Origin of the sequence: Amycolatopsis sp., assembly GCF_036008905.1 — a bacterium.
GTDB lineage: Bacteria > Actinomycetota > Actinomycetes > Mycobacteriales > Pseudonocardiaceae > Amycolatopsis.
On record NZ_DASYMU010000106.1, the window covers coordinates 1 to 16840 of the forward strand.

General features: G+C 67.3%; 12 protein-coding genes. 7 read left to right on the forward strand and 5 right to left on the reverse strand.

Annotated elements, in window-relative coordinates; translation table 11 throughout:
* The first annotated feature begins 564 nt into the window (after window positions 1-564).
* Together VGP60_RS19440 and VGP60_RS19445 are read left to right on the forward strand one after the other, a co-directional pair.
* Entirely contained in the window at window positions 565-810 is a 246-nt protein-coding gene (locus VGP60_RS19440) for a hypothetical protein (protein ID WP_327549454.1), read from the forward strand.
* Between the two features lie 257 nt (window positions 811-1067).
* Window positions 1068-1781 (forward strand): DUF742 domain-containing protein, encoded by a 714-nt coding sequence (locus VGP60_RS19445; protein ID WP_327549455.1) that lies wholly within the window; start codon window positions 1068-1070, stop codon window positions 1779-1781.
* A 4-nt stretch (window positions 1782-1785) separates the two neighbouring features.
* On the opposite strand, the gene VGP60_RS19450 is transcribed toward VGP60_RS19445, so the two are convergent.
* Together VGP60_RS19450 and VGP60_RS19455 are read right to left on the reverse strand one after the other, a co-directional pair.
* Window positions 1786-2607, reverse strand: a complete 822-nt coding sequence (locus VGP60_RS19450; RefSeq protein ID WP_327549456.1) for an SDR family NAD(P)-dependent oxidoreductase — start codon at window positions 2605-2607, stop codon at window positions 1786-1788.
* On the reverse strand, window positions 2594-3103 hold the full coding sequence (locus tag VGP60_RS19455; protein WP_327549457.1) for a universal stress protein: 510 nt from the start codon (window positions 3101-3103) through the stop codon (window positions 2594-2596). The genes VGP60_RS19450 and VGP60_RS19455 overlap by 14 nt, the downstream gene beginning before the upstream one ends.
* A gap of 151 nt (window positions 3104-3254) precedes the next feature.
* Between VGP60_RS19455 and VGP60_RS19460 the strand changes: the two genes are divergently transcribed.
* The gene (locus VGP60_RS19460) at window positions 3255-4145 is read left to right on the forward strand and encodes a TIGR03854 family LLM class F420-dependent oxidoreductase (RefSeq protein WP_327549458.1); all 891 of its coding nucleotides are present in this window, start codon (window positions 3255-3257) and stop codon (window positions 4143-4145) included.
* Here the strand turns inward: VGP60_RS19460 and VGP60_RS19465 are convergent.
* Window positions 4117-5016: an alpha/beta hydrolase gene (locus tag VGP60_RS19465; protein ID WP_327549459.1), complete on the reverse strand. Its 900-nt coding sequence runs from the start codon at window positions 5014-5016 to the stop codon at window positions 4117-4119. The two genes, VGP60_RS19460 and VGP60_RS19465, sit on opposite strands and share 29 nt — an antisense overlap.
* Window positions 5017-5073: 57 nt before the next feature.
* Between VGP60_RS19465 and VGP60_RS19470 the strand changes: the two genes are divergently transcribed.
* Window positions 5074-5895 (forward strand): helix-turn-helix domain-containing protein, encoded by an 822-nt coding sequence (locus VGP60_RS19470; RefSeq protein WP_327549460.1) that lies wholly within the window; start codon window positions 5074-5076, stop codon window positions 5893-5895.
* Between the two features lie 90 nt (window positions 5896-5985).
* Window positions 5986-6150, forward strand: a complete 165-nt coding sequence (locus VGP60_RS19475) for a hypothetical protein (RefSeq protein ID WP_327549461.1) — start codon at window positions 5986-5988, stop codon at window positions 6148-6150.
* A gap of 55 nt (window positions 6151-6205) precedes the next feature.
* Here the strand turns inward: VGP60_RS19475 and VGP60_RS19480 are convergent, their stop codons facing one another.
* On the reverse strand, window positions 6206-9910 hold the full coding sequence (locus tag VGP60_RS19480) for a glycoside hydrolase family 2 TIM barrel-domain containing protein (RefSeq protein ID WP_414640379.1): 3705 nt from the start codon (window positions 9908-9910) through the stop codon (window positions 6206-6208).
* 233 nt (window positions 9911-10143) lie between these two features.
* On the opposite strand from VGP60_RS19480, the gene VGP60_RS19485 reads away from it, so the two are divergent.
* On the forward strand, window positions 10144-13410 hold the full coding sequence (locus tag VGP60_RS19485; protein WP_327549463.1) for a GH92 family glycosyl hydrolase: 3267 nt from the start codon (window positions 10144-10146) through the stop codon (window positions 13408-13410).
* 68 nt (window positions 13411-13478) lie between these two features.
* On the opposite strand, the gene VGP60_RS19490 is transcribed toward VGP60_RS19485, so the two are convergent.
* A complete protein-coding gene (locus tag VGP60_RS19490) occupies window positions 13479-14252 on the reverse strand; it encodes a hypothetical protein (RefSeq protein WP_327549464.1) in 774 nt (257 codons plus the stop codon).
* A gap of 130 nt (window positions 14253-14382) precedes the next feature.
* Between VGP60_RS19490 and VGP60_RS19495 the strand changes: the two genes are divergently transcribed.
* Window positions 14383-16836, forward strand: a complete 2454-nt coding sequence (locus VGP60_RS19495) for an alpha-L-rhamnosidase C-terminal domain-containing protein (protein WP_327549465.1) — start codon at window positions 14383-14385, stop codon at window positions 16834-16836.
* The last annotated feature ends 4 nt before the right edge of the window (window positions 16837-16840 follow it).

Here is a 16840-nt window from a genome sequence, read left to right on the forward strand (position 1 = left end):
CGCGGTCTCCGCGCCCAGGCGGCCCCTGACGGCACGGGGGATTCACCCGAGTACGACCCGGTACGAGGGCAAATCCCCCGCACCGCCAGGAACCACCTGGATCACGAAGCCCATCGAACAGATTCACCAGACACGACCTAGGTGAAAAAGGGCTGGGATTGTGCCTCTTCAGGCAGAATCCCAGCCCTTTTTTGATCGAGGATGGTAATACGAGTGGATTTGGATTCCTGATGACCCGTGGTCGTCGGGGAGAGCACGGGTCATCAGGATGTATTGGGGGGCCGGGGAAAGCTTCGGCGCCGTGGTTTCGAGTGTAGCGGATTCAAGTCGCCGATGAACTAGGGAAAACGCGGTTTCGGCCGCGATCGGGGAATACTGGGGAAAAGATGCGTGACGCATCCCTCTGCCGTAACCCTGGTCGGCGCTAGCGGAGAAGTGGATCACGCGTGCTAACTTTGGTGAAAATGTTTTGTGAACAAACTTCCTCGAAGGGGCGTGTCGGTGCCAGAATCGTCGACTTCCTGCGTTTTACGTGAGCGGTTGAAACCGGCGGACGGAGTGACCGTGAGCGTTTCGCGGTATGGCTGGCTGGAACTCACCCACTCCGAAACGGGCGCCAGGGTGCTGTGCGACGAGTCCGGCACGGCGATGTGGATCGCGCTGCGCCAATATGGGGGAACGGTCAGCGAGGCGGCGCGGAAACTGGCCGAGATCTGCGCCGTCGATCCTTTCGAGGTCCGCGATGTCATGGTGCCGTGGTTCGCCGAGTTGCATGAATCGGGCTATTTGACAAGCGCGGGTCCCGCCTAACGGTATGTGGATTTGAACGTCCTTATGTGGCTTTGCTTGAGATGTGGTCACGTTGTGCGATCGGGCACCTTCTCCTCGGCGAAGGGGATGGAGGAAGACTGTCCGTATCCGTAGTGTCGGGGGCGGATACTCGACCAGATCTCTAAGTAGCGGTCCCGTCGGTTGTGGCAACGGGTCGCCAACTCGCAGAGGGCGCGGACGGTGCGGATGAACGTGGTGGACAGGCGGGGCCCGACCCCGGTGCGGTGGACGCCGTCATGGTGAAGTCCCACCGGCAGGGTTCGCGGAACCAGCAATATCACGCTCTGTCATTCGGCGGCTGGGGTGACTACCAAGAGTGGGCGGACAACGACTTCGTTCCGCGTCCGCTGGACCCGAAACCACCTGCCGAGCCGGTGGCCGAAGCCCCGCACGTTCCGCCGCAGGGTGTGCCTGTGGATGAGGGCAAGGACGAGGATCAGGACTACGCCGACTTCGACCATGACGAATTCGCGGACAGCGAAGACCACTGGCGGCCCGCCGAATCGCGTGAACCCGAGTCGCCCGGCTACGGGGAAAACGATTACCAGGCTCGCTCGCCGCATTTCGAGCGGCAGGTGGAAGCGCCTGAAGAAATCGATTCCCGGATCACCATGGCGCGGCCCTACGTCCGCACGGGCGGGCGCGCGAGAGCCGATTACGACCTTCGTATCGAAACGATGATTTCGACGAAGCACATCAGCATCACCGGCTACGGGCGGCGGGACATCAGCGCCGACCACCAGCTGATCTGCCAGGTCTGTGAGGTGCCGAAGTCCGTCGCCGAGATCGCCGCGCACATCCACGCACCGCTCGGCGTCGCCAGAGTCCTGATCGGCGACGCCATCACCGCGAACCTGCTGACCATCCACGAGCCCGTCACCACGGCCAACGGCAGGCCGTCGATGGAACTGCTGCAGCGCGTCTACGAAGGCCTGGTCCGGCTCGAGTAGCGCGTCAGCCCATGCCGGTCTGGTGCGCGCTCGCCTTCCACAGCCGCTGGACGGCGCCGAGGTCTTCGACGCACGCGGCGGGACGGTAGGGCAGCGCCCGGTCGTTGTAGTAGCCGCCGTTGATCACCGTCGCCTGCGTGCACAGCTGGGCCACGACATGCGCTCCTTCGCTGGGATGCAGTCCGATCTCGCTGTACGTACCGAGCAACGCCGTGTCGAGGATCCCCGGATGCACGCTCACCGCCGTCAGGCTGGTGGGGCCGTAGAGGGTGAGGGCCTTGGTGAACATCGTCAGCGCGAGCTTGGACCGCGCGTAGGCGGCGTGTCGCAGATAGCGGCGCGTTTCCGCCAGGTCGGCCGGCTCGAGGTTGGCCCGCGCGTGCAGCGGTGAGGACACGTTGACCACCCGGCCGCGTCGTGCGTTCGCGAGTGGTCCGGTGAGCATGGTCGTCAGCAGGTACGGCGCCAGGTAGTTGACCTGCCACGTCACCTCGTGCCCGTCGACGGTCAGTTCGCGCGTTTCCGGCCCGGCGACGGCGGCGTTGTTCACCAGCAGGTCGAGCCGCCGATGCGCTTCGCCGACCAGATGCGCCATGGTCGCGACCTGACGGAAGTCGGTGAAGTCCGCGACGGCGACGTCCAGCCGCAGCGGATCCGTGCCGTCCTTGACCAGCCGTTCGACGGCGTAGTCGGCCTGATCGGCCGTCCGCCCGTGCACGACGACGTGGTGGTTCCCGGCGACCAGCAGGCGCGCGGTCTCGTAGCCGAGGCCTTCGCCGGCGCCGGTGATCAGCACCGTGCGGGGCCCGGGCTCAGGCTTCGACATGGTTGTTCCTTTCGGGGTTGTCGGTGCTGCGTCCCATCCGGCGCGGCAGCGGGGAAGGCGGGACGACGAGCACCGGACAGCACGCGTGGGCCGCGCAGTACCTCGCGACCGAGCCGGCGAAGACGCGGCGTACCGGGTTCCTCCGCCCGGCACCGACCACGAGCAGATCGGTTTCGTGGTCCGCGAGGGCCGCCAGCGCGCGCCGGGGCGTTCCGCGCGCGACGAGCAACCGGATCTTGACATCGGGCGGGAAACCGCCGAGCGCGTCGCCGCACGCCTTTTGCAGGCGCTCCCAGGCCGACCGCTCCCAGAGCGGGCGCAGATGCGCGCTGGGGGAGCGCCGATCCGCGATCTCCCCACCGGGTGGCGTCCACGCCAGCACCGCGTAGAGCACCGAACCCCGCAATCGGGCCTCGGCCAGTCCACGGCGTAGCGCCCGCAAGCTGCCCACCGAACCGTCCACTCCGACAATGACCCGCTGTACGCAGTCGTCCACGGCTGATGTCCTTTCGCCACAACACGTCCGCTCTTCCCACTGTCGCCCGGCGCGCCGTGGCCGACAGCGGTGCTGACGCTTTCCTCGCGTGGCTCGCGCGATCCTTGACGCCGTCTTTGCGTGGCGTCGACGGCGAAGGCAAGCTGGGGGTATGGGTGAACCGAAGATTCGGCTGGGGATCGGGCTCGGCGCGCAGACGCGGGCGGCCGGGTTCGGCGAAGCGGTCGACAAGCTCGAGGCGAACGGCGTCGACTCACTGTGGCTGCCCGAGATCGTCTACTCGCCCGCGGTCGACCCGATGATCGGGATGACCCATGCGCTGGCGCGGACGATCAACCTGAAGGTCGGCACCGGGATCTCGGTGCTGCCCGGCCGGAACCCGGTGCTGGTGGCGAAACAGCTGTCGACGTTGGCGGGCCTGGCGCCGAAACGCGTGCTGCCGGTGTTCGGGCTCCAACCGGCCCGGGCACCCGAGCGCGACCTCTTTCCCGTCCCCCGAGGGCGCCGGGCGGACGTGTTCGACGAGTCGCTTCGCCTGATCCGGCTCCTGCTGTCGCGGGACGAGGTGAGCTTCGAAGGCGAGTTCTTCAGCGTCGACAAGGTGAGTCTCGGGGACCGTCCGGCGAAACCGCTCGACCTGTGGCTCGGCGGCAGCGCGCCTGCCGCCCTGCGTCGCATCGGCCGCCTCGCCGACGGCTGGCTGGGCAGTTTCCTCAGCCCGGAGCAGGCCGAGCACGCCGTCGACGTCATCCGCACCGCTGCCGCGGAAGCCGGGCGGGAGATCGAGGCCGATCATTACGGTCTCAGCGTCGCTGTCGCGCCCCACGGCGTCCCCGACGACCTCGCCGCCGTCGCCCGGCAGCGCACCCCGGACATCGACGTCTCGGAGCTCGTCCCCGGGAGCTGGCAGGAGACCCGGCGGCTGCTCGAGCGGTACATCGAGGCGGGCCTGACCAAGTTCGTGCTCCGGCCCGCCGGGGAGATACCGTTCGACGAGTTCCTCGACGGTTTCCTCACCGAGGCAGCCGCCCTCCAGAACTAGGCTGGCGCACGAAGCCGAGTACCCGGGTGGTGATCCGGCCGGCGTCGCTCTCGTCGAGATAGAGCCGGTGCCCGTAGTCGGGCCACAACTCGACTTCCGCGTGCGGGAGAAGTCTCTGGAGACGGGCAGCCGCGGCGGACGAATCCTGTACGACGGCGCGTTCGCCGAACACGGCCAGCATCGGCACGCGGATCGAGCGGAGGTCGTCGTCGGCAGGGCAGGTCTGCGGCGGGATACCGGAAGCCTTGAAGGTCCGTATCCCGGTAAGGATCAGGCGCACGGCCGGTCTGTCCAGCACGTCCTCGCCGGCCGCCCACCGCATGAAGCGGCGCCATAGCCAATCCCGGTTCACGACCGCCGCGGGCAGGCCGTACCAAAGGAAAGCCTTGGCGTAGCCGGCCGTCACGGTCGTGGGTTCGAGCAGGGTGACCGACGCTAGCCTGTCCGGCCGGTGGATCGCGTAGTTGGTCGCGTGCCATCCGCCGGCCGAACCGCCCACCAGATGGATGCCGGTGAGCCCGAGCCGCTCCAGTACGTCGGCGAGCCAGCTCACCTCGTCCGCGACGTCCGTGAGCGGCGCTGTCTGCACACTGGCCCCGGGTTCGCCGAGCGTGTCGACGGTGTAGACCGGATGCCGGGCGGCGAGCGCCGGGAGGAGCGGCGCCCAGCATGCCGAGGTGCACGAGAGCCCGGGCAGCAGCACGATCGGCGGCGCGTCGCCCTGGCCGAAACGGTAGACCCGGGTGGTGCCGAACCTCGTCTCGACATTGTGCACGGCGTCCGGAGCCGGACACTGCGCCATCGCGGTTTCGTAGGCCTCGAAGTACCGTTCCCGGCTTGCGGGATTCTTGAACTGGCTGAGCTTTTTCATGCCACCGAAGTTACGGATCGGCGTCCTCGGAGTCTTGGACGAAAGTAAGGTGGTGGTATGCCCGGGTGGACGCTGGTCGCTTCGCAAGCGGACATCGAGCGAGCGCCGGCCGAACGGGTTTTCGGCACCCCGCACCCACGGCTCGGCGGTCACGTGCTGAGCTACACCTCGCACGACTTCCCGGACATGCCACCGATGACTTGGCGGGTGGCGCCGCTGGGCGTGATCACCATGGTCCTCGATTTCGAAGTGCCGCTCCGGCGGGAGGCCGGTACCGACACGACTTTCCCGGTGTCCCCGGTCAACGGCCTGCGGGACCGGCCGATGATGATCGAGCAGTCGGGTCCGTCACGCGGGATCGCTGTCGCGCTGACCCCGTTGGGCGCGTACGCGCTGTTCGGCCTGCCGTTGCGGGAACTGGCCAACACGAGCATCGGCCTTGCCGACCTACTCGGCGGCTGCCTGATCGAGCAGCTCGCCGAAACCGACGGCTGGGACGCGCGATTCCGGCTACTGGACGAGTATCTGAAGTCGCGCATCGGCGGCGGCCCCGAACTCGCGAGACCGGTCGAAGGCGCTTGGCATCGGCTGAACAGCTCACGCGGTCTCCTGCGGATCAGCACGCTGGCCGACGAGATCGGCTGGACCCGCCAGCACCTCAATATCCGGTTCCGCGAACAGATCGGCCTGCCCCCCAAAACCGTCGCCCGCATCGCCCGCCTCCACCGCGCCGCGTCGATGATGACGCGCCCGTCGCCGCTGCCGTGGTCGGATATCGCGGTGGGCTGCGGCTACACGGACCAGTCGCATCTCAACCGTGACTTTCGGGCCTTGACCGGATGCACACCGTCGGAATTCGTCCGTCCATTGTGGAAATGATCTTTCCCCGGCGTTGCCCCATGGGGCGGCCAACCTTAAGTCTCGCCTAATTCTTTAGCCGTCCGGCCTGGGCGGATCTACTATCAGAAGATGAAAATCGTCCTATGGAGTGCACTGTGTGGGCTGTGCATCCTTGCCGGCCAGGTAATGGTGGGTACGGTCGCGTTTCTGTTGCTTATGGGATGCGTCCACGTCCGCAACGAACCCCGCTACGACTACGACGACCGCCCCGAACGGGAAGAATCGCTGGTCTGAGCGGATCTGTTTTTGCGCGCGTTTCGCCATCTGTCGACAGATGGCGGTCTCTTGGTCACCGGGCCCCACGGGGCAACCCGGTCCGGACCTCATCAATCCCCAGCGGGCGAATAACCAGCGAGTACTCGTAATCAGCATCAGCCCGGACCTGATACCGCTCCCGCACGGGATTGGGCGTATCCCCGACCCCGGTCACCGCATGACTGGCGTGCAACGTAACCCACCCGTCGTTACGCACCCGCTGGAACGGATAGGCCGCCCGGTCAAGATCGTCATACGGACTCACGCTCACATCGTTGGCCCCGGCGACCAGTAACCCGCCGGTCCGGCCGTCCGTCAGCAACGCCCACCGCGAATCGGTGTGGTTCCCATGATCCTGCGGCCGGTAGTAGTCGACGTACTGCTCGTCAACCGTACTGGAGAACACCCCGACCGGAGTCCCGTCCTTCCGGTCGTTGTAGCTCTCAGCCGGCCCACGCCCGTACCACGCGAACCGCTCGAAACTCGACGGCACGGCCAACTTCACCCCAATTCGAGGCAAATACGGCAATTCCCGCGCGACCCCCACCGGACGCACCTGATGCCCCAACCGCACAGTCCCGGCGCCATCGATCTGATAAGTCATCTCCTGATCGAAGAGCCCCGCCGCCGAACTCGACACCACAACGCGAGCATCGGTCCCCGAAGCCTCAACACGAACCGAACCGACCGTGGTGGTCAACCGATCAAGCCCGGCCCGCCGCCAGTCTTCCCCTTCGGCGCGCCCCCAGTCGTACGTCTCGTTACTGATCGGCGCCCGCCAGACGTCGAGCGCGGGACCGCCGCGCAGCAACTCCGTGCCACGCACCTTCATCGAACCGAGCGTTCCCGTCCGCTTGTCGACCACGTAGGTGAACTCGCGCCCGGTCACCGTCACCGAGTCCGCGTTCTCCGTGACATCGACGCGTCCACGGGCGGCAGGAGGCTCCGCGCCGGGAATCCGTGACCCGCCAAGGGAGAACTGGTCCCGCGCGAGGACTTTCCCGGCGACGACGGCTTCAACGGTGAGCAGACGTTCGACATCGCCGGGGTTGCGGGGAACGCTGATCGTGGCCGTTTCTCCGGGGCCGACTCGTAGCGGCTGGGTGCTTTCGGAGACGGTCCTCGCACCTTCGGTCACTTTCCAGTGTAGCGAGGTGCCGTCGGTGCCTGCGAACTGCCGCTCGTTGAAGACCTGCAGTTTCCCGTCGCTGTGGGAGAATCGCAGCGGCTGGTGCGCCCAAGCCAGCTGGACGGTTTCGGGCTGCAGGAAGCGGTCCGACCCGATGAGACCGTCCACGCCGGACAGGCTTTCGCCGTACGAAAGGTAGTCGCCGCGGTCGTCGATCCGGTCGAAGTCCGAGGCGAACAAGGACTCGGAAACCGGGTCGGCGGCGAGTTCGGCAGCCGTCAGCGCGTGGTCGTAGATCCGGACGTCGTCGATCGCGCCGTGGGCCATCCGGCCGCCGTACTGGTCCTGCATGACTTCGGGGTTGCGGCCGATATTGACCGGGTACGAGGACGCGTCGATCGTCCCGGTGAACGGCGTGCTGCCGACTTCGGTGCCGTCGATGAGCAACCGCAGGGCGGTGCCGTCGTAGGTGCCGCTGATCCGGTGCCAGGTGTCGAAGAAGTTCGCGGGCACCTTGGCCTGCACAGTCCGCCAGGTTCCACTGTGGACGAAGAACTCCAGCGTCTGCTCGTCCTTCATCTTGAGCGCGTACTGGTGGTCTCCCTTGGCGATGACGGTGAAATCACCCGTCCACGGCCGCGCGGGCTTCACCCAGGCGTCCAGCGTGAGGCCCGTGCCGGTGAGGTCCAGGGCGCGGTCGCGGTAGACCTCGACGAAGTCGTCCAGGCCGGAGAACGACAATGCTTTGCCCCGGTGGCCGTCGATCACCGCGGGGGCGCCCGAGATGTTCGCCATGATGTCGTGGCCCGAGGCGTCCGGGATGACTTTCAGCCGTTGCCGGAGGTTCTGCTCGGCCCAGTCCCAGATGAACCCGCCCTGCAACGACGGATTCGCGCGGATGGTGTCCCAGAACTCGCGGAAGTTGCCGAGGCTGTTGCCCATGGCGTGCGCGTACTCGCCCAGGATCACCGGTTTCGTCGTGCTTTTCGCTTGCTCGGCAAGCCTTTCCGGCGTCGGATAGCGCGGTCCCCAGACGTCGGCGTAGGGCGCGTCGCCGTTGGGGGAGTTGGACTGGTGGTACAGCGGCCGCGACGGATCGCGCTGCTTCGCCCACGCCGCCATCTCGAAGTGGTGCGCACCGAGACCGGCTTCGTTTCCGGTGTCCCACAGGAAAACACTGGGATGGTTCTTGTCGCGTTCCACCATGGCGATGAACCGGTCCATGAAGGCGTCACGCCATTCCGGCTTGTCGGCGAGGCACACCGACGGGCAGCTTTCGTGGTTGTGCGTCTCGATGTCCACCTCGTCGTCGATCCAGAGCCCGTGGGTGTCGGCGAGGTCGTAGAAGTACGGGTCGGACGGGTAGTGCGAGGTGCGCACGGCGTTGACGTTGAGCTGTTCCATCAGCGCGACGTCCTGTTCCTGCCGCGCTTTCGGCACGTGCCGGCCGTGGTCGGGATCGGTCTCCGCGCGGTTCACTCCCTTGAACAGCACGCGCTTCCCGTTCACCAGGAGTTGCTTGTCCGCGACGCTGATCTCGCGGAAACCGACAGTTTCACTGGTGATGTGGGCGACTTTGCCGTCGGGACCGGTCAGGGTGAGCACGAGCGTGTACAGGTTCGGCGTCTCATCGGTCCATTTCGCCGGATTCCGTACCGGCATGGACAGGGAGACGTCGGCGCCCGTGCCATTGAGGTCCGCGCGGGCCGCAGTATGAGCGACCTCACGACCGCGCGCGTCCCGCAGGCTGCCCTTGACAGTGTGTTCACCGGCAGATCCGTTTGCCTTACGTGCCAACGAAACACGGGCGTTCAGCGTCGCGTCGGTGTAGGTGGCGTCGAGGTCGGTGGTGACGGTGACATCGCGCAGGTAGCTGTTCGGCGTCGAGTACAGCCACACCGAACGGAAAATGCCGGCGTAACGCCACTGGTCGTAGTCCTCGAGATACGAACCCGAGCCCCAGCGGTGGACCTGCACGGCGATGCGGTTCTTGCCGGGATGCAGTGCGGGGGAGAGGTCGAACTCCGCCGGGGTGTACCCGCCCTGGTCGTAGCCGATGTACTGGCCGTTGACCCACACGAAATAACCGGACGTGACGCCTTCGAAGCGCAGGAAAGTCGAGCGCTGCTGCCAGTTCGCGGGCAGGTCGAAGTCGCGGGCGTAGGCCGCGGTCGGGTTGACGTCGCGAGGTGCCTTCGGTGGCGCATCGGGATACATCTCGGTGGGGATGTTGCGGAACATCGGATGGTCGAGGCCGTCGGTCTGCCAGGTGTGCGGCACCGAAACGCCGCGCCAGCCGCTGACGTCGTAGCCCTCGTCGTAGAACCCGGCCGGGACGTCCTGTGGCCGGTCGGCCATGGAGATCTTCCAGTCGCCGTCGAGGCTGCGGGTGTACGGCGTGCTGTCCCCGCGCCGGGTCGCGGTGGCCTCGTCGGCGTAGGGCAGCAGCTCGGCGTGGGGTGCTTGCTGGCCTTCGCCGGTCATCCGCGGGTTGTCGAGGTACTCGTACGCGTCGGGAGGCGGGGCCGCGATCGCTGTCGGCGCCACGATCAGGCCCGCCAAAAGTGCGCCAACCACGCCGGGCAGAACCAAACATCGAACAACGGACATTCGCATGCCAAGCCTCCATGGTTGGACAAAATCCAACAACAGTTGACAGTGTCGCCGTGGCGGGGGTCAATCCGCCAAAAGTTTGTCCTGTCCTTGTCCGGTCATTGACACCCCGACAGTCCGCTTGGTCTTATTCGGGGCGCCGAGTGCGTGCGTAGCGACTTCCTGGGGACGAACCGGGGGCCGCCGTCGCCAGATGACAACGTTGTCACGATCTAGGAGGAAAGCGTCCTATGCGGTCGAAATCCAGATTCGGAGCGGCGGTGGTGACGGCTTCGGTGGTGGCCGGGCTGCTGTCCACGGTCACTCTCGGGACGGCGTCGGCAGCGCCGGCCGACCCGGCCACGCTGGTGAACCCGTTCATCGGCACGCAGAACTTCGGCAACACCTTCCCCGGCGCGAGCGCGCCCTTCGGCATGGTGCAGGTCAGCCCGGACACGGGCGGCCAGGGCGGTTACGACTACCAGCAGAACTCGATCTACGGCTTCAGCCAGACGCACCTGTCCGGCGTCGGCTGCGGGGTCGCCGGTGAGCTGCCGATCATGCCGACCACCGGCGCCGTCGACAGCGTCGACGTGAACGGTTACCGCTCCGAGTACTCGCACGCCGACGAACAGGCCACGCCCGGCTACTACCGCGTCGGGCTCAAGCGCTATGGCATCAACGCCGAGCTGACGGCGACCGAGCGGACCGGCTGGCAGCGCTACACGTTCCCGGAGACCGGCCAGGCGAACGTACTTTTCAACACCGGCAAGGCAAACCAGTCGGTACAGAACTCCGAGATCCACGTCGTCGGCGACCGGACCATCGAAGGCCGTGTCGACGCCGGTGGCTTCTGCGCCGGGACAGACCGCCACACGGTGTACTTCTCGGCCACCTTCGACCGGCCGTTCGCCGCGCAGGGCACCTGGCGCGGCTCGACGAAGACGCCCGGCTCGCGCGACGCGGCGGGTGAGGGCAACACCGGCGCCTGGGTCACCTTCGACGCGACCACGGACCGCGACGCCGTCGTCAAGGTCGGCCTGTCCTACACCGGTCTCGAAGGCGCGCGGAAGAACCTGACCGCGGAAACCGCCGACTCGTACGACTTCGACGCGACCCGCACGCGCCTGCACGACACCTGGGTCCAGAAGCTCGACTCGATCCGCATCGGCGGCGGCACCACCGAGCGGCAGACGGCGTTCTACTCGGCGCTGTACCACTCGCAACTGCACCCGAACCTCGCCGGCGACGTCGACGGCCGGTACGCCGGTTTCGACAAGCAGGTACACACCGCGGACGGCTACACGCCGTACCAGAACTTCTCGCTGTGGGACACCTATCGTCCGCAGAACCAGCTCCTGGAGATGCTGGAACCGCAGGTCGCGCGGGACGTCGCGTTGTCGATCGTGGCCATCGGCCGCGACGGCGGCTGGCTGCCGCGCTGGGCGCTCGCGAACAGCGAAACCAACATCATGACCGGTGACCCGGTGGTGCCGTTCCTCGTCGAAGCGTGGTCGAAGGGCTTGCTGGCGGGGCACGAAGAAGAGGCGTACGCGTTGATGAAGAAGAACGCGACGAGCACACCGCCCGCGGATTCGCCGTACAACGGCCGGTCCGGCGTCGCGTACTACCAGGATCGCGGCTACATCCCGTCCGGGCTCACGCTCGGCACCGACTGCGCGCACAAGGGCGGCGACAACGACTGCGTCCACCCGGCGTCCGCCACGCTCGAATACTCGGCGGCCGACGCGTCGCTCGCGTTGATGGCCAAGGGACTCGGAAAGACCGCCGACGCGAAACTGTTCGCCGACCGCGGCCAGTGGTACCGCAACCTGTGGGACTCCTCGATCGGCCAGTTCCGGCCGCGTACCACCGACGGCACCTGGGTGACGCCGTACGACCCGGTCGAGGCCGGGCACCAGTTCCACGAAGGTGGTGCGAACCAGTACCAGTGGCTCGTGCCGCAGGACCCGGCCGGACTCGTCGGGCTCATGGGCGGAAAATCCGCCACGGAGAAGCGGCTCGACTCCTTCTTCGTCTACGACAAGCTTCTCGCCGACCCGCACCGCACCGCGCGGGAGGACTGGATCGCCGCGCCGTACGACTACTACGCCAAGGCGACCTACAACCCGAACAACGAGCCCGACCTGCTCGCGCCGTACATGTACCTGTGGGCCGGGGCGCCCGCGAAGACCGCGACCGTGGTGCGGGCGGCGATGACGTTGTTCACCACCGGCCCGGACGGCATGACCGGCAACGACGACCTCGGCACGATGTCGGCCTGGTACGTGTTCTCCTCACTCGGTCTGTACCCGACGATGAGCGGCGGCGACTTCCTCGCGTTGTCCAGCCCGCAGTTCGAATCGGCGTCCGTCCAAATCGGACAGTACGGCGGCAAGCAAGGCGGCACGCTGAACATCACCGCGCCGGGAGCCAGTGACACCAAGCGGTACGTGCAGCGCGTGGCGTTGAACGGCAAGGACGTCAAGAAGACCTCGCTCGACTGGAGCGCGGTCGCCCACGGTGGCACCCTCGCGCATCAGCTCGGGGACAAGCCGTCGTCGTGGGGGACAGGGCGGGGAACCGAGCCGCCTTCGGTGAACCAGGCGGCCGGTGATCAGCGCCGTCATGTCGACGCGTCCTTCCGCTCGGCGTCGGTGGTCGTGCCCACGACCGCGAAGACCACAGAGCTCAGTCTCGACGTGCTGACGCAATCTCCCGACGCGGCTCTCGCGTTCGTGACGTCGAAGGCGCCGGCCGGGTGGACGGTGAAGACGAAACCGGCGTGGCCACTGGTGAACTGGTCGGGGCGGCTGCCGATGCGGCAGACGGTGGCGCTGACCGTGTCGATCCCGCCCGGCACCGCGCTGGGGAAGTACCCGGTCCAGGTCACGGTGACCGCGCCGGGAGCCAACAAGGTGACGCGCGACGCCACGATCGAGATACGTCAGGCCGCGGTGTGCGCGACCGGCGTCGACGGGCAGTGCGCGGTGGACCTCAAGGGCGACCTGAACCACGACGGCGCCGCGACTCGCACGGAATCGGCTCAAGGCAACTTCGACGGATCGGGCTGGAGTTATGACGCCGACCTGCTGCCGGCCGCTGGGCCGGTCGTGTGGGGCGGCGTGACCTACTCGGCTCCGGACGCCACCGGCACCGCGCCGAACTTCGTCGAAGCCCGTGGTCAGGGCGTTCTTTTGCCGGACGGTAAGTACGCGAAGCTGCATCTGGTCGCCGCCGCGCACAACGGCCCGGTGAGCACCTCGGTCACCGTGCGGTACGCCGACGGCAGCAGTGCGGACGTCCCGATCACCGTCGGCGACTGGGCCGGTTCGACGCCGCCGGGCAGCACGATCGCGCTCGACATGCCGAACCGCATCAAGGCCGGTTCGGGCGTCGACGGCCCGCCCGTGAAGCTCTTCAGCCAGGTCACAACCCTCGACAACGCCAAGTCGATCTACTCCGTTACGTTGCCGAATGACCCGAGAGTGGAGGTCTACGCGCTCACTGTCGTGTGACGAGCTTCAAGTGCAGTCTGTGCACACTCAAGTGCGATCCGTGCACACCTGAGCGCGATCCGTGCACGTCAGGCGCCGAAATCCTCCAGTGCTTGCTCGGCGTCGGCGAGGGCTTGGGTGGCGGCGTCCACGCTCGCCTGCTCGGCGGCTTCGGCATCCTCCGCTTCCCGAAGCTTCTCTCGCACCTCTTCGGACGCCTTCGCCGCCCGTTTCTCCGCTTTCGAGAGTTCGGCTTCGGCCGCGGCGACGGCTCGGGTTAGCTTGGTCCGCTCCCGCTTGAGCCGTTCCTGTTCCTCGCGCTCGCGTTTCGCGCGCTCCTTGTCCGGCTTGGGTTCGGGCTTGGCTTTCTCCACCGGCGCGGGCTTCTCGGGTCTCGGCTTCGGCGGCGCCGTGGACTCCGGCCACGGCGCCGTCGCGTCAGGACTCAACGCGGTGCTCAGCCGCCCACTCAGGACCTGTTCCGCCGCCACTGGGCTCCCGATGGCAGCCTCAAGCGTCGCCTCGACTTCGCGCGCGATGGCGTCGGGCATCTTCCCTGCCCGGCGAAGCAACATCTGGATCAGCTCGTGCCGCTTGCGCGACAACTCCCGCAGCTCCGCTCCCGCGAGTTCCGCGTGCGCCTTGCGCAACGACTTCCCCAACTCGGCGAGCTTCTCAAGCTCCACGCGCGGCAGGCGGTTGACGACGTCGGCCGCGGCAGTCGGCTTACGCAGCTTCTTGACGCGGTCCGCGAGCGCGCGATCGCCGTCCGCCTTCGCTTCGCGGGCCCGCGCGTCGCGCGACGCGGTGAAGTCCGCGGGGTCGCCCGCGTAGAGCTCGTCCGCGATCGAGTCGAAGTCCATGGCCGACCGTAGCGCTTTGTCCGCTTCAGGACGGAACGGTGGACATAAACCGCGTCTTCCGTTGACAGCAAACCGCCTGCCGCGCCATGGTCTTATAACGTTTCATTCCACGCCTGCAAAGGAGCAAGCCGTGGCTTCACCGCGCCGGAAAATCGCGTGCGTACTGGGAATCGTGCTGGTCGCCGCATCGATCAACGCTCCAGCGGAGGCGAAAGGCAAGGTCCGGCTCTCGGACCAGTGGCGGCAGTACGTAGCCGCGCCGCAGCATCGCGAAGTCGCCCCCGTACGCGTGCTGACCACCACCGGGGACGTGACGAACCCCGACGGCCTGCTGCGAGGGAAGCCGACGACGCTCTCGCGCCCGGTGCCCGCCCCGAAACCGGCCTGGCCCGGCGGAACGAGCGCGACGGCGTCGTCGTTCCACGACCCGAACACCGACAACGGCCAGCCGCGCACCTACGTGCCGGGCAACGCCGTCGACGGCAACACGACCACCTTCTGGAACGACGCCAACGCCGACACCTACCCCGCGGTGCTGACGATCACCTCTCCACAACCCGTCGCGCTGCCCGGCATCACCGTACTGTCCAATTCGGACGGTGTGCCGCAGGACTTCGGTGTCGAAACCTGGGACAGCAGTGCCTGGAAACCGGCGGGAACGGTGACGGGCAACAGTTCCGTCCGGCGTCAGGTGCCGTTCACCGCGCCGGTGACGACGAGCCAGGTCCGCATCACCGTCACCAAGAACCAGGCCGCGGGCAAGGGGAACTACACGCGGGTCAACGAAGTCTGGCCGGGTCTCGTCCCCGACGAGCCGATCGCCAGTGTCACGCTCGACTTCGGCCAGGTCGTCGTCGGCTACCCGAAGTTCGACTTCGCCGGGTCGTCCGGCACGCGCCCCGGCATCCGGCTGGCGTTTTCCGAGTCGCAGCAATACCTTTCCGACGTCTCGGACTACAGCCGCTCGGGTGTCGGCACCGACCAGTACGTGGTCCCGGCCGCCGGTGGCAAGTGGACGGACACGAAGAGCTGCCAGTTCGGCACCAAGGTGTGCGCCGAAGGGCTGCACGGGTTCCGGTATATGAAGATCTCCCTCGACGCGCTGCCCGGCGACGCACCCGAGGCGAATCCTTACGGCACCGTGGAAATCCGCCGCGCGACCCTGGACTTCACCGCGTTCCTCGGCACCCCGAACACCTTCAAGGGCACGTTCCTCTCCTCGGACGCGAACCTCAACAAGTACTGGTACGACGCGTCCTACACCAACGAGCTCGGCACCGACACCTTCCGCGCGACGGACGTCGATCCCCGCAACGCCGCTTCGCCCACGCTGGAAGGCAAACTCGTCCTGCACGACGGCGCCAAGCGCGACCGTGACCCGTACGTCGGTGACATCGCGGTGGCCGGCCGCACGGCGTATCTGACGCACGACGTCTCGGAGGCCGCGAGCAACGTGCTCGCCGACCTGGCCGATCACCAGCGCGCGGACGGTTTCCTCCCGCCGGCGTCGATCTTCGACTACACGTTGAAGCTTTTCGAATACCCGCTCTACTGGGTCACGTCGAGCTGGGATCACGTGCTCTACAACGGTGACGTCGACTTCGCGCGGAAGTACTACCCGCATCTGACGAAGCTGCTCGACGGCTGGTACCCCTCGGTCACCGACGCCAAGGGCCTGTTGTCCAAGGGACTCAACGGAACCGGCGACTACGGCGACTACGCGTTCCTGCCGCGCACCGGCGAAGTCACCTACTACAACGCGCTGTACGTCCAGGCGCTGGACAACGCCAGCCGGATCGCCGAAACCCTCGGGCAGCACGCGGACGCGGATCGCTGGGAGCAGCGGGCACGCGCGGTGAGCGTCGCGATCAACGCGAACCTGTGGGACCCGGCCGTGGGCGCGTACTTGGACTCGGCCACCGGGCCCGTCCGGCACGGCCAGGACGGCAACAGCCTCGCGATCGTCGCCGGTGTCGCCCAGGGCGCCCGGGCGACCTCGGCGCTGAATTACCTGAGCACCGCGACCTGGCAGCCGTACGGGAACTCCTTCATGGACAACAACACTCTCGTCGGCGACGGCACGCAGCGCGTCTACGCGTTCACGTCGTACCAGGAACTGCAGGCGCGGTTCCTGACCGGGCAGGCGGGTTCGGCGCTGGAGGAGATCGGCCGGTTGTACGGCTGGATGTCGGCACACGATCCCGGCCGGACGCACTGGGAGGGCATCGGCGCCGGCGGTTCGCTCTACCAGGGCGGTTTCACCAGCGCGGCCCACGGCTGGTCGACGGGTGTGCTGCCCGCGCTGACCAACGGGCTGCTCGGCGTCACGCCGACCGGACCCGGTTTCTCGACATGGACGCTGCGCCCGCAGCCGGGTGGCGTCCAGTGGGCGCAGGGTGAGGTCCCGACGCCGCACGGGCCGATCAAGGTGAGCTGGGAGCAGGGCTCCACGTTCCGGTTGACCGTCGAGGTGCCGCGAGGCACTACCGCTCAGCTGCGGCTCCCGCTGACGGCGGGGAACGCCCGCGGCGGGGAGACCGTGCTCCAGCCGGGGACTCACGAGATCACGGTGCGGAATCCATGACGCC